At 71.7% G+C, this 13,351-nt stretch carries 10 protein-coding genes; 7 read left to right on the plus strand and 3 right to left on the minus strand.

The annotated features are described in order from the left end of the window. The first annotated feature begins 51 nt into the window (after positions 1-51). The 5 genes from ABT008_RS04420 (at position 52) to serA (ending at position 8,132) form a co-directional block, all read left to right on the plus strand. Positions 52-2,412: a putative bifunctional diguanylate cyclase/phosphodiesterase gene (locus tag ABT008_RS04420; protein WP_350693560.1), complete on the plus strand. Its 2,361-nt coding sequence runs from the start codon at positions 52-54 to the stop codon at positions 2,410-2,412. Positions 2,413-2,645: 233 nt separating this feature from the next. Beyond that, positions 2,646-4,511, plus strand: coding sequence for an acetolactate synthase large subunit (locus tag ABT008_RS04425; RefSeq protein WP_350693561.1), 1,866 nt, complete (start codon positions 2,646-2,648; stop codon positions 4,509-4,511). Positions 4,512-4,591: 80 nt separating this feature from the next. After that, the gene (ilvN, locus tag ABT008_RS04430) at positions 4,592-5,107 is read left to right on the plus strand and encodes an acetolactate synthase small subunit (protein ID WP_350693563.1); all 516 of its coding nucleotides are present in this window, start codon (positions 4,592-4,594) and stop codon (positions 5,105-5,107) included. A 119-nt stretch (positions 5,108-5,226) separates the two neighbouring features. Then, the gene (ilvC, locus tag ABT008_RS04435) at positions 5,227-6,240 is read left to right on the plus strand and encodes a ketol-acid reductoisomerase (protein ID WP_350693564.1); all 1,014 of its coding nucleotides are present in this window, start codon (positions 5,227-5,229) and stop codon (positions 6,238-6,240) included. 293 nt (positions 6,241-6,533) lie between these two features. After that, positions 6,534-8,132, plus strand: a complete 1,599-nt coding sequence (gene serA, locus ABT008_RS04440; RefSeq protein ID WP_350693566.1) for a phosphoglycerate dehydrogenase — start codon at positions 6,534-6,536, stop codon at positions 8,130-8,132. Between the two features lie 106 nt (positions 8,133-8,238). Here the strand turns inward: serA and ABT008_RS04445 are convergent, their stop codons facing one another. After that, a complete protein-coding gene (locus ABT008_RS04445; protein ID WP_350693568.1) occupies positions 8,239-8,598 on the minus strand; it encodes a hypothetical protein in 360 nt (119 codons plus the stop codon). Positions 8,599-8,945: 347 nt separating this feature from the next. Next, positions 8,946-9,791: an FAD:protein FMN transferase gene (locus tag ABT008_RS04450; protein ID WP_350694061.1), complete on the minus strand. Its 846-nt coding sequence runs from the start codon at positions 9,789-9,791 to the stop codon at positions 8,946-8,948. A 233-nt stretch (positions 9,792-10,024) separates the two neighbouring features. On the opposite strand from ABT008_RS04450, the gene ABT008_RS04455 reads away from it, so the two are divergent. Both ABT008_RS04455 and ABT008_RS04460 read left to right on the plus strand, forming a co-directional pair. Next, the gene (locus ABT008_RS04455) at positions 10,025-11,056 is read left to right on the plus strand and encodes a 3-isopropylmalate dehydrogenase (protein WP_350693569.1); all 1,032 of its coding nucleotides are present in this window, start codon (positions 10,025-10,027) and stop codon (positions 11,054-11,056) included. A gap of 240 nt (positions 11,057-11,296) precedes the next feature. Next, a complete protein-coding gene (locus ABT008_RS04460) occupies positions 11,297-12,394 on the plus strand; it encodes a branched-chain amino acid aminotransferase (protein ID WP_350693571.1) in 1,098 nt (365 codons plus the stop codon). Positions 12,395-12,557: 163 nt separating this feature from the next. On the opposite strand, the gene ABT008_RS04465 is transcribed toward ABT008_RS04460, so the two are convergent. Next, positions 12,558-13,304: a tyrosine-protein phosphatase gene (locus ABT008_RS04465; protein ID WP_502890338.1), complete on the minus strand. Its 747-nt coding sequence runs from the start codon at positions 13,302-13,304 to the stop codon at positions 12,558-12,560. Positions 13,305-13,351 lie beyond the last annotated feature (47 nt).

Here is a 13,351-nt window from a genome sequence, read left to right on the forward strand (position 1 = left end):
AGATGCACACCCGATCCCCACGGCGGAAGCCGATCCGGCAGAGTTGGCGGGGTGCACACACCCCCGGCGTTGATCGGTGTCGCGGTGTCGAGCGCACTGGTCGCCCTCACGGCCGGTGTGCTGTTCGCCCTGTCGGTACGCCGTCGGTCCGCCCCGCACCGCTCGGCGTACGCGCTGCTGGCCGCGGGTGGCGTGATCGCCCTGCTGACCCTGCTGGTCGGGGTGACGGAGGCGCTCACCGTCGGCGGGCACTGGGCACACGAGCAGGCGCAGCGCACCGGTTGGGCCACGCTGGTCGCGATCGGCACGGCGGCGAGCAGCCTGCTTTTCGGCGCCGGCCTGCTCCGGATGCCCGGGGTCGCCGGCTCGGCGAGTTCCGCGGCCCGGCTGGCCCTGGACGGGGTGATCGTCGGTGCCGCGCTCTGGTTCGTGGGGTGGGTGCTGCTCTCCGAGCCGACCCGACTGCTCGGCGCGGCCACTCCGACGGCCTGCCCGGCGATCCTGGTCGCCTCGGCCAGCGCGGCGCTGAGCACCGGGCTGGCCGCGATCATGGTCTTCCGCGCACCACCGCCCCGGCAGCACCTCGCGGTGTTGGGCGGCGGGATCACCGTGGCCACCGGTGGCGGGTTGGCCATCGCGGCCGGGCTCTGCCAGGGCGGGCCGGGTGTGACCTTCACCGGTGCGGCGATGCTCGCCGTGGGCCTGCTCGCCGCCGCGCTGGCGGTCCGCCGGATCGACCCGCCGGACCAGGTCGCCGTCGACGTGATCCGCCGCGACAGCGAGTACGCGGTGGTGCCGATGATCGCGATGGCCGCCTCGGCGATGTACCACCTCTTCCAGGACGGCCGGTTCGACGGTCCGGCCATCGTCGCCGGCAGCATCGAGGGCTTCGCCCTGGTCGCCCGGCAGTACCTCACCCTGCACGACGTACGGGCCTACGCCCGGCGGCTCGCCGAGCGGGAGGCGCACTTCCGGCAGCTCGCGCACACCGACGCGCTCACCGGGCTGGCCAACCGGCGGGGACTGTTGCAGTCGCTGCACCGGTCCGCCGAGGCCCGGGTGCCCTGCGTCCTGCTCGGTCTGGACCTGGACGGCTTCAAGAACGTCAACGACATGCGCGGGCACGACGTGGGTGACGCGGTGCTGGCCGAGGTGGGCCGGCGGCTGCGCGGCAACCTGCGCCCCGGTGACCTCGCCGCCCGGCTCGGCGGCGACGAGTTCGCGGTGCTCATGCACGGTGGCCCGGCCGAGGCCGGAGTGGTGGCCGAGCGGCTGCTCAGGGTGCTCGGCGGTGCCTACGAGCAGTCCGAGGGGCCGGTGTTCCTCTCGGTCAGCATCGGTATGGCGGGTTGGGCCGAGGAACCCGACGTCGAACTGCTGCTGCGGCACGCGGACGCCGCCCTGCGCTACGCCAAGCAGCGCGGCAAGAACCGCATCGAGCGCTACGACGGCGCGTACGACCGGTTGTTGCGTCGCCGCACGACGCTGGAGCACGAACTGCGCGGCGCGATCGAGCGCGACGAGCTGCGGTTGGTCTTCCAACCGGTGGCCTCGTTGCCGTCGGTGCGTCCGGTCGGTGCCGAGGCGCTGCTGCGCTGGCGCCATCCGGAGCTGGGCAACGTCCGGCCGGACGAGTTCATCCCGCTCGCCGAGGAGTGCGGGATGATCGCCAAGCTCGGCGCCTGGGTGCTGCACCAGGCGTGCTACCAGTTGTCCCGCTGGCTGGCCGAGGGGCACGACGTTTGGGTGTCGGTCAACGTCTCGCCACGCGAGCTGCACGCCGCCGAGTACGTGGTGCAGGTCGCCGAGGCGCTGCGCGCGCACCACGTCCCGCCGCAGCGGTTGGTGCTGGAGGTCACCGAACACGCGGTCGCCACCGACCTGGACGAGCTGATCCGGCGGCTGACCGCGCTGCGCCTGACCGGTGTGCGGATCGCGCTGGACGACTTCGGGGCCGGCTACTCGTCGCTGGGGCAGTTGCGTCGGCTCCCGATCGACATTCTCAAGATCGACCACAGTCTGGTCGCCGAGCACGAGCCGGTCCGGCCGGTGGGGCAGGACGGCCCGGCCTTCGCGCCGATGGTCGACATCGTGATGCGGCTGGGCCATCAGCTCGGGCTCGAGGTCGTCGCCGAGGGCGTGACCAACCCCACGGAACTGGCCGCGGTGGTCGCGGCCGGCTGCCGGTTCGGTCAGGGCGCGCTGTTCGGTTGGGGCGTACCGGCCGAGCACCTGGAGGCGATGCTGGAGGCGGCGACGTCGCCGGGTGCCCGCCCGGCCCGCCCGGTACCGGTGGACGGGACGCCCGCGCGCCCCTTCCAGCCGCCCCTTCCGCGTGCGGTCGAGGGTGCGTCCGAGCACGTCGGGCCCGGTGTGAGCGGCGTGCCGGACGGAACGCGCCGAGATCCGTGAACCAATATGTGGGATCAGTTGACTCATCGCGTGAGATGCGTCAGGCTTGGCCCATGTCGTCGAACCGGTCGCTGCGAGTACTTACCTGAGCGCACTCTCCCTGACTGAGAGTGCGCTGGCCCCGTGCATCTGGCACGTGGGCTTTTTTCTTGCCGTCGAACCCATCGGACGCCGCCGGATCACCGCGTCCACCCGTGAGCAGCCCCACCCACTCCAGCCGAAGGCAAACCGCCATGACGAGACCCACGCCAGAGACCCTCGCCCACTCCGCCCGGCGGGCCCGTAGCGCCGCCGAGACCACCGACGCCGCCCGCGCCGCCACCCCCACCCCGGCGGTACGCCCCACCCAGGCCCAGTCCCAGGTCTCGGGCGCCGGTTCGCTGGTGCGTTCCCTCGAGGCGCTCGGCGTCGACGTCGTCTTCGGTATCCCGGGTGGCGCGATCCTTCCGGCGTACGACCCGCTCTACGACTCGACCGTCCGGCACATCCTGGTCCGGCACGAGCAGGGCGCCGGACACGCGGCCACCGGTTACGCGCAGGCCACCGGCCGGGTCGGCGTGTGCATCGCGACCTCCGGGCCGGGCGCGACGAACCTGGTCACCCCGATCGCCGACGCGTACATGGACTCGGTGCCGCTGGTGGCGATCACCGGCCAGGTGGCGCGGCCCTCGATCGGCACGGACGCCTTCCAGGAGGCGGACATCCAGGGCATCACGCTGCCGGTGACCAAGCACAACTTCCTGGTGCAGAACGCCACCGAGATCCCGCGGGTGCTGGCCGAGGCGTTCCACCTGGCCTCGACCGGCCGACCGGGCCCGGTGCTGGTGGACATCCCCAAGGACGTGCTCCAGGCGCCGACGACCTTCGCCTGGCCACCCACCCTGGACCTGCCCGGCTACCGCCCCACCCTGCACCCGCACGGCAAGCAGATCCGGGAGGCGGCCCGGCTGATGAGCAACGCCCGTCGCCCGGTGCTCTACGTCGGCGGCGGTGTGCTCAAGGCCGGTGCCACCGAGGGCCTGCGCAAGCTGGCCGAGCTGACCGGCATCCCGGTGATCACCACGCTGATGGCGCTGGGCGCCTTCCCCGACTCGCACCGGCAGCACCTGGGCATGCCCGGCATGCACGGCACCGTCGCCGCCGTCTACGGCCTGCAGAAGGCAGACCTGATCGTGGCGCTGGGCGCCCGGTTCGACGACCGGGTCACCGGCAAGCTGGACTCGTTCGCACCGGACGCCGCCGTGGTGCACGCCGACATCGACCCGGCCGAGATCGGCAAGAACCGGCACGCGGACGTGCCGATCGTCGGTGACGCCCGACACGTGATCGACGAGCTGCTGGCGGCGGTCAACGCCGAGCGTGCGGCGGGCCGTGGCACCGACATCACCGACTGGTGGGCGCAGCTCGACGACCTGCGTGAGCGGTACCCGCTGGGCTACGAGGAGCCCAGCGACGGCACCCTCTCCCCGCAGTACGTGATCAAGCGGCTGGGGGAGATCGTCGGGCCGGACGCGATCTACGTCGCCGGGGTGGGCCAGCACCAGATGTGGGCCTCCCAGTTCATCTCGTACGAGAAGCCGCAGACCTGGCTGAACTCCGGCGGCCTCGGCACCATGGGGTACGCGGTGCCGGCGGCGATGGGCGCCAAGGTCGGCATGCCGGACACGGTGGTCTGGGCGATCGACGGCGACGGCTGCTTCCAGATGACCAACCAGGAACTGGCCACCTGCGCCCTGGAGGGCATCCCGGTCAAGATCGCCGTGATCAACAACGGCAACCTCGGCATGGTCCGCCAGTGGCAGACGCTGTTCTACGGCGAGCGGTACTCCAACACCGACCTCGGCACCCACAAGCACCGCATCCCCGACTTCGTCAAGCTCGCCGAGGCGCTGGGCTGCATCGGGCTGCGCTGCGAGAACGCCGAGGACGTCGACAAGACCATCGAGGCCGCGATGGCCATCAACGACGCGCCCGTGGTGATCGACTTCGTGGTCGGCAAGGACGCCATGGTGTGGCCGATGGTCCCTGCCGGCACCAGCAACGACGAGATCATGTTCGCCCGTGGCGTCCGCCCGACCTTCGACGAGGACGATATTTAAATGAGTGAGCGTAGCGAACGAATCATCGGGCTCAGCCCACTGTCGCGTCATGGCGCGACCGAGCGCAGCGAGGTCGTGGCATGACCATGCACACTCTCTCCGTGTTGGTGGAGAACAAGCCGGGCGTGCTGGCCCGGGTCTCCGGGCTGTTCTCCCGTCGCGGGTTCAACATCGACAGCCTCGCCGTCGGTGAGACCGAGAACCCGGACGTCTCCCGGATCACCATCGTGGTCAACGCCGAGTCGTCGCCGCTGGAGCAGGTCACCAAGCAGCTCAACAAGCTGGTCAACGTGCTCAAGATCGTCGAGCTGGACCCGTCGACCTCGGTGGCGCGCGAGCTGCTGCTGGTGAAGGTGCGTGCCGACCGCAACGCCCGCGCCCAGGTCCTGGAGACGGTCAACCTGTTCCGGGCGCGGGTGGTCGACGTGGCCTCGGACACGCTCACCGTCGAGGCCACCGGCACCCCTGACAAGCTCGACGCGCTGCTGCGCGATCTCGAACCCTTCGGGATCAAGGAGATGGTGCAGTCCGGCCTGGTGGCGATCGGCCGCGGCTCGCGCGCCATCACCGCCGGCCCCGCCCTACGGGCCGCCTGACCCGAGACCGCCGGCCCGTCGCGCGGGCCGTCCGAACCGAACCGCCGGCCCGGCTCCTTGAGCCGCGGCAACCACGAAGCCACGACGGGCCACTGCGGCCGCCGTACGAAAGGGAAGTCATGAGCGTTGAGGTGTACTACGACGACGACGCCGACCTGGGCCTGATCCAGTCGAAGAAGGTCGCCGTCATCGGGTACGGCAGCCAGGGCCACGCCCACGCGTTGTCGCTGCGCGACTCGGGTGTCGACGTGGTGATCGGTCTGCCGGAGGGTTCGAAGAGCCGGGCCAAGGCGGAGGAGCAGGGCCTGCGGGTGCTCACCCCGGCCGAGGCGGCGGCCGAGGCCGACGTGATCATGGTGCTGGCGCCGGACACCGCGCAGCGGCACGTCTACGCCGAGTCGATCGCGCCGAACCTCAGGGCCGGCAAGGCGCTGTTCTTCGGGCACGGCTTCAACATCCGGTACGGCCTGATCACGCCGCCGGCCGAGGTGGACGTGGCGATGGTCGCCCCGAAGGGCCCCGGTCACCTGGTCCGCCGGCAGTACGCCGACGGCAAGGGCGTGCCCTGCCTGGTCGCCGTCGAGCAGGACGCCAGCGGCAGCGCGCTCGCGCTGGCCCTGTCGTACGCCAAGGGCATCGGTGGCACCCGGGCGGGCGCGATCAAGACCTCCTTCAAGGAGGAGACCGAGACCGACCTCTTCGGCGAGCAGGCGGTGCTCTGCGGCGGTGCCGCGGCGCTGGTGCAGACCGGTTTCGAGGTGCTCACCGAGGCCGGGTACGCCCCCGAGGTGGCCTACTTCGAGTGCCTGCACGAGCTGAAGCTCATCGTCGACCTGATGTACGAGGGCGGTATCGCCCGGATGCGGTACAGCGTCTCCGACACCGCCGAGTACGGCGACCTGTCCCGGGGCCCGCGGGTCATCGACGGCCGGGTCAAGGAGGAGATGCGCAAGATCCTCAGTGAGATCCAGAACGGCGAGTTCGCCCGCGAGTGGGTCGCCGAGGACGAGGCCGGCCGCCCCAACTTCAGCAAGTGGCAGGCGGAGGGCGCGGCGCACCCGATCGAGGAGACCGGCGCCAAGCTGCGCGGCATGATGAGCTGGGTCGACCGGCCGATCACCGAGACGGCCTGAGATCTCGGCCACCTGAGAGCACTCTCACCGACGGCACCCGGTCCCGACGTTCTCCCCGACGTCGGGACCGGGTGCCGTGCTGTTCACCGGGGTGGCTAACGATCGTTAACACGCACGTCACGTCCGGTTTGTGAGGGCACTCACCCCGTGGTCCGGGGCGCGCCGGGCTGGCCGCCCCCTACGATCGCGGTAGGTGCTCCAGGCGGCACCTGACGGCCATGGCCCCGCCCGCGCCGGGCGCAGCGCAGCGTCCCCGCACCGGCCGACCGCTCTGACGACATCTACGAGGACCAATGACTCCTGTCGTACTGATCGCCGAAGAACTCGCCCCCGCCGCCATCGAGGTGCTCGCCCACGACTTCGACGTCCGGCACGTCGACGGCACCGACCGCCCGGCCCTGCTCTCGGCGCTCTCCGAGGCCCACGCCGTCATCGTCCGCAGTGCCACCCAGATCGACGCCGAGGCGATCGCCGCCGCTCCGCGGCTCAAGGTCGTGGCCCGGGCCGGAGTGGGTCTGGACAACGTCGAGGTGCCCGCCGCCACCGCGCGGGGCGTCATGGTCGTCAACGCCCCCACCTCCAACATCGTCTCCGCCGCCGAGCAGGCCGTCGCGCTGCTGCTCGCCGTCGCGCGGAACACCGCCAGCGCCAGTGCCGCGCTCAAGGCGGGGGAGTGGAAGCGGTCCAAGTACACCGGCGTCGAGATGCAGGGCAAGACCGTCGGCGTGGTGGGCCTGGGCCGCATCGGCGTGCTGTTCGCGCAGCGCATCGCGGCCTTCGGCACCCGGCTGATCGCGTACGACCCGTACATCCAGCCGGCTCGCGCCGCGCAGCTCGGCGTACGCCTGGTCGGGCTGGAGGAGTTGCTGCGGGAGAGCGACTTCATCTCCATCCACCTGCCGAAGACCCCGGAGACCGTGGGCCTGATCGGTGAGAAGGAGCTGTCCATCGTCAAGCCGGGCGTGCGGATCGTCAACGCCGCCCGGGGTGGCCTGGTCGACGAGCAGGCGCTGGCCGACGCGCTGGCCGAAGGCCGCGTCGCGGGCGCCGGTGTGGACGTGTACGCCAAGGAGCCGTGCACCTCCTCGCCGCTGTTCGCCCTCGACAACGTGGTGGCCACCCCGCACCTGGGTGCCTCCACCGCCGAGGCGCAGGACAAGGCCGGTCTGGCCGTGGCCAAGAGCGTCAAGCTGGCCCTGCAGGGCGAGTTCGTGCCGGACGCGGTCAACGTGCAGGCCGGCGGCGTGGTCGCCGAGGACGTACGCCCGCTGCTGCCGCTGGCCGAGAAGCTCGGCCGGGCGTTCACCGCCGTCGCCGGTGGGATCGCCGCCAGCGTCACCGTCGAGGTACGCGGCGAGATCGTCGACCACGACGTCACGGTGCTCAAGCTCGCCGCCACCAAGGGGCTGTTCAGCTCCGTGGTGGAGGAGCAGGTCACCTACGTCAACGCGCCGCACCTGGCCGCCCAGCGCGGTGTGGAGGTGTCGCTGACCACCCAGACCGACACCGTCGAGTACCCGGTCCTGGTCACCGTTCGCGGCGCGCTGCCCGACGGCCGTACGGTCAGCGTCTCCGGCACGGTGACCCACGCGGGCACCCGGGACATCATCAAGCTGACCGAGGTGGACGGCTTCGACGTGGAGATCGGTGCGGAGGGCATCCTGCTGTTCCTCCGGTACGCCGACCGCCCGGGCGTGGTCGGCACCGTCGGCACCCTGCTCGGCGAGGCCGGCATCAACATCGCCGCGATGCAGGTGGCCCGCCGGGAGGCCGGTGGTGAGACGCTGATGACCCTCACCGTCGACCAGGCGCTCGGTGCCGAGCTGCTCACCTCGGCCGCCGACTCGATCGGCGCGACCGCGGCCAGCGCGGCGGACCTGCGCGACGAGTAGTCCACACACGACCGACAGGGGCCCGGCCGACGGCCGGGCCCCTCGTCGTGTCGCCGTCCGTCGCGCGGAACCGACCGGGGTGTCGGTGCGCGGCCGGGCGGAGTGGTCAGCCGGGCAGTCGGACGGCCGGCGGCGGATAGACCGAGCCGTCCTGCGCGTCGAACAGCATCAGCCGGTACTCGCCGGCGAATCGCTCGATGTCCAGCAGTACCTGGTCGGGACAGCCCGGATCCAGGTTCATCTCCACGTGGTCGGCCGCCGCGTGCAGCGGCATCACCGCCCAGGGCGTCCGGGAGCCGTTCGGCCGGTCGGGGTAGCTGGCGGTGATCGCCCGGTAGAAGGCCACCACCCGTGGGTCCGGTTGGCGTTCGCCGTGCCGGCCGTTCCGGCACTGCTGCACCGCGGCTCGTACGTCCTCGGGCGTCGCCCCGTCCGGCAGGGCCCACACGCTCAGATCGAAACTCACGGCGGACAGCGTGCCATCCGGTGTGCACCTTGTCGAAAACGGCCCGGTTGCGAGAGCGTTAGCGCGCCGATGGAATCGTTCCAGAAGCTCCCCTGTGGAGCCCTTGCCGCGAATCACGTCAATTCGATAGCGTACGGGTGCGGTTACCGGCCGAGTTCGTGGCAGCGGCCCGTCTTCGGGTGGCGAGGTCGACGTCCGGCCGACCGGCCCGCACCCCTCGATTGCGCGAGCCATGCGCATTCGTCGCCGACCGGCCTCCACGGTCGTTGCCGCGGCCGTGGAGGCCGATCGTTGCCGTCGCCCACACTCGACACTCCCACCTCGTGCCGATGTGCACGCCTCCCGAGTCAGCGCCGGGTGGCGAACAGCGCGCGGTAGTCCGAATCGGACCGGAACCAGGCGAGTCCGGCCGGCCCGGCGGCGTACAGGGCGGTGGCGTACGCGTCGGCCACCGTCAGGTCGGGGCCGACCACCGTGGCAGCGATGAGTTCGTCGGCGGGCTCACCGGTGTGCGGATCCACCACATGGCCCTGCCGTCCGGTCACCCCGGACGTGCCGATCGCGCCCGCCGTCATCTCCAGCACCAGCGGTGCCCGGCGACGGTCGGTCGGGTGGTGCACCGCGATCCGCCATGGCCCACCGTGTGCGGCGTTTCCGCGTACCACCAGGTCGGCGCCGGCGAGCACGGCGTAGTCGTGGATGCCGGCGGCGCGCAGCCGGGCCGCGGCCCGCTCGACCGCCCATCCACCGAGCAGGCCGCCCGGGTCGAACCCGCCGGGCACCGCCCAGGCGTCGAACCAGCCGTCCGTGGCCGCCCGCATGGCGGCGCACCGGTCGACCAGCTCCGCCAGCGGCGGGTACGACTCGGCGCTGATCTCGCCCCGACGCAGCCGGGACACCAGGCTCTCCGGTCGGTGCGGGCTGTAGGTCAGGTCGATGGCCCGCAGTTCGGCGACGGCGTCCCGCAGTGCCTCGCCGACGCCCCGGCGGCCGAGCCACTCGGGGGCGTTCAGCAGCAGGCGGTACTCCGCGGTCGAGGTGCGGACGGTGTGCGTGACGGCGATCCGGTCACCGGCCACCGTGCCGGTGCGGTCCGGCTTGGGGTCGCGGGTGCCCAGCCGCAGGTCGGGCCGGCGGTAGCGAAAGACCGCCGGGTCGATCCAGCGGGTCCGTGGCTGCTCGTCGGTCCACATCGTGTCCGCCCCCTCCTCGACGTCCGCCGCGCCGTTACGCCGACCGTCCGGGCCGGGTGGCCCGTTGGAGATCACCGTAGGCAGCGGACATGACCGCCCCATGAATGCCTCCTGGGAAGGTGCTGTGCGTCGGTGATTCCCGAGGGCCGGTGATTTCCCGAAAAGTGGAACACTCGTACCGGGAGGCGGGACGGCAGCGTACGGTCGACCCGATACGAGCGAAGGAGCTGACGGTGGCACGGATCGCGGTGGTGGCCGGGGACGGGATCGGACCCGAGGTGGTCGCGGAGGCCCGCAAGGTCATCGACGCGGTGCTGCCGGGCGTCGAGGCGACCGAGTACGACCTCGGCGCGGCACGTTACCACCGCACCGGCGAGGTGCTGCCCGACTCGGTGTTGGCCGAGCTGGCCGAGCACGACGCGATCCTGCTCGGCGCGGTCGGCGACCCGACCGTCCCGCCCGGCGTGCTGGAGCGGGGCCTGCTGCTCAAGCTGCGGTTCGCCTTCGACCAGTACGTCAACCTCCGCCCGTCGCGCCTCTGGCCCGGCGTGGCCAGCCCGCTGGCCACCGTCAAGTCCGGTGAGGTGGACCTGGTCGTCGTCCGCGAGGGCACCGAGGGTCTCTACGCCGGTGCCGGCGGCGCGTTGCACCGGGGCACCCCGGCGGAGATCGCCACCGAGGAGAGCCTGAACACCCGGCACGGGGTGGAGCGGGTGGTCCGGGACGCCTTCGCCCGCGCCCGTCGGCGCGAGCGGCGCAAGGTGACGCTGGTACACAAGACCAACGTGCTCACCCACGCAGGCTCGTTGTGGGCCCGCACCTTCGAGGCGGTGGCCGCCGAGCACCCGGACGTCACCACCGAGTACCAGCACGTCGACGCCGCCGCGATGTTCCTGGTCACCCAGCCGCAGCGGTACGACGTGGTGGTCACCGACAATCTCTTCGGTGACATCCTCACCGACATCGCCGCCGCGGTCACCGGCGGGATCGGCCTGGCCGCCAGCGGCAGCATCAACCCGGACGGGACGTACCCGTCGATGTTCGAGCCGGTGCACGGCTCCGCGCCGGACATCGCCGGACGTGGCGTGGCCGACCCGGTCGCCGCCGTGCTCTCCGGCGCCCTGCTGCTCGACCAGCTCGGGCACGCCGACGCCGCCGCCCGGATCACCGCCGCGGTCAGCGCGGAGCTGGCCGCCCGTGGCCCGGACGTAACCCTGCGTACGGCCGAGGTAGGCGACCGGATCGCCGCGCAGGTATCCGCCTGAGGTTGCCGCTGCGTCGCCGGTGATCCCGGTGACGAGGGTTCGAGGTGCGCGCCGGGTGAACTCCCGGGCCTCGGCACGACCCCGCGTCGATCAGCACGTTCCGTGGGCTCCATACCGGTTGTCGGCTTCTACCCGCCGGTCGACCTACCCGCTGAACGACCGTTCGGGGTAAGTTTCTGGCACAAAAGTTTCCGGCATGCGGTCGGCGCATGTCGTCGTACCCCCAGGGAGGTCAGCGCAATGAGCGGTGGTGACAAGCTCGACTTCGAGATCCGTCCGAATCCCGCGCCGGTATCCGCCGCCGATCGGGCCGCGCTGCTGGCCAACCCCGGATTCGGTCGGGTCTTCACCGACCACATGATCACCGTCCGTTACGCCGAGGGCAAGGGCTGGTACGACGCCCGGGTCGAGGCGCGCGCGCCGATCCCGATGGATCCCGCCAGCGCGGTGCTGCACTACGCGCAGGAGATCTTCGAGGGGATGAAGGCGTACCGCGCCGCGGACGGCGGGGTGACCATGTTCCGCCCGTACGCCAACGCGGCCCGGTTCAACATCTCGGCGACCCGGATGGCGATGCCGACGCTGCCCGAGGAGACCTTCGTCGACTCGCTGCACCGGCTGATCGAGATCGACCGCGAGTGGATCCCGGAGGGCGAGGACGGCAGCCTCTATCTGCGGCCGTTCATGTTCGCCAGCGAGGTCTTCCTCGGTGTCCGGCCGGCCAACGAGTACCTCTACTCGGTGATCGCCTCGCCGGTGGGGGCGTACTTCTCCGGCGGCGTCAAGCCGGTGACGGTCTGGGTCTCGCCCGACTACACCCGGGCCGGGCCCGGTGGCACCGGCGCGGCCAAGTGCGGCGGCAACTACGCTGCTTCGCTGGCCGCCCAGGCGCAGGCCATCGAGCACGGCTGCGACCAGGTGGTCTTCCTGGACGCGGTGGAGCGCAAGTACGTCGACGAGTTGGGCGGCATGAACGTCTTCTTCGTCTACGACGACGGCTCGGTGGCCACCCCGCCGCTGACCGGCACCATCCTGCCCGGCATCACCCGGGAGTCGGTGATCATGCTGGCCGAGGCGGCCGGACACCGGGTCGAGGAGCGTCCGGTGACCTTCGACGAGTGGCGGACCGACGCCGCCAGCGGCCGGCTGCGTGAGGTCTTCGCCTGCGGCACGGCGGCGGTGATCACGCCGATTGGCGTGGTGCGCTTCCCCGAGGGGGAGTTCGCCGTCGGCGGCGGCGAGCCGGGCACGGTGACCATGGGCCTGCGTCAGCAGCTCGTCGACATCCAGCGGGGCAAGGGCACCGACCCGGCCGGCTGGGTCCACCGCGTGCTCTGAGCCGTTCTGAGGTGCTCTGAGATGCAAGGAGGGGTCCCCTGCTAACGCCTACGGCATAGCAGGGGACCCTTCCTAACATCCGGACGGTGCAGCGCCATGCGCGCGGCAGCGGCGTGCGCGCGGCAGCGGCGTGCGCGCGGCAGCGGCGTCGGGGTGCGTTCGCTCAGGCGAGCAGGTGGGTGCGCAGCGCGGTGAGCTGTTCGTCGGTGACTCCGGCGTGTCGCAGGTAGTCCTCGACCGAGCCGTGGCCCGCCCGGATCTCGGTGAGGAACAGCAGCATCGTCTCGGCCGGCGAGGACAGGAACGGCGCCGGCAGCGGCGCGGCGTCGGGCAGGGTGGCGGCGATCCACTCGCTGAACCGTTGCGAGGCCTCGGTGCTCAACGCGTAGTCCGACGCGATCTCCTCGTCGTCGACGCCGAGCACGGCGAGGGTCAGCCCGCAGACGATCCCGGTGCGGTCCTTGCCGGCCACGCAGTGCACCACCACCGGGCTGTTGGCAGCGTCGGCGATCAGGCCGATCGCCTCGGCCAGCCCGGCCGTGCCGGTGCGGGCCAGGTCGGCGTACCGGTCGGCGAGGTAGCGGGCCAGGTCGGTGTGCGAGTCGTACAGCCCGGCCCACTCCGCGTGCTCGGGATGGATGTTGCGGTAGGTCAGCCCGTCGAACTCGGGGACCCGGCCGTCCCGCTCGACCTCGTGTGGCCGACGCAGGTCGATGACGGTGCGGACACCGAGCGCCGCAAAGGCGTCCCGGTCGCCGTCGCCGATCCGGTGCAGTGAGTCGGAGCGGTAGAGCCGGCCGGTGCGTACGGTCCGGCCGTCGTGCCCCCGGTAGCCGCCGACGTCCCGGAAGTTGAACGTCGTGGTGAACGGGATCCTGCGGTTGACCTCGATGGCGTCCACCCCTGTCACGGTAGACGGCCGGCGGGCGGATGCCCACCGGCCGTCAGGCCGTACGC

The sequence above is a fragment of the Micromonospora sp. NPDC002389 genome (genome assembly GCF_040296095.1).
Lineage (GTDB): Bacteria > Actinomycetota > Actinomycetes > Mycobacteriales > Micromonosporaceae > Micromonospora.

Excerpts from the sequence above, each read along its gene's own strand:
- ABT008_RS04425 (WP_350693561.1), top strand. The coding sequence starts at position 2,646 with ATGACGAGACCCACGCCAGAGACCCTCGCCCACTCCGCCCGGCGGGCC.
- ilvN (WP_350693563.1), top strand. The coding sequence starts at position 4,592 with ATGACCATGCACACTCTCTCCGTGTTGGTGGAGAACAAGCCGGGCGTG.
- ilvC (WP_350693564.1), top strand. The coding sequence starts at position 5,227 with ATGAGCGTTGAGGTGTACTACGACGACGACGCCGACCTGGGCCTGATC.
- serA (WP_350693566.1), top strand. The coding sequence starts at position 6,534 with ATGACTCCTGTCGTACTGATCGCCGAAGAACTCGCCCCCGCCGCCATC.
- ABT008_RS04450 (WP_350694061.1), bottom strand. The coding sequence starts at position 9,791 with ATGTGGACCGACGAGCAGCCACGGACCCGCTGGATCGACCCGGCGGTC.
- ABT008_RS04460 (WP_350693571.1), top strand. The coding sequence starts at position 11,297 with ATGAGCGGTGGTGACAAGCTCGACTTCGAGATCCGTCCGAATCCCGCG.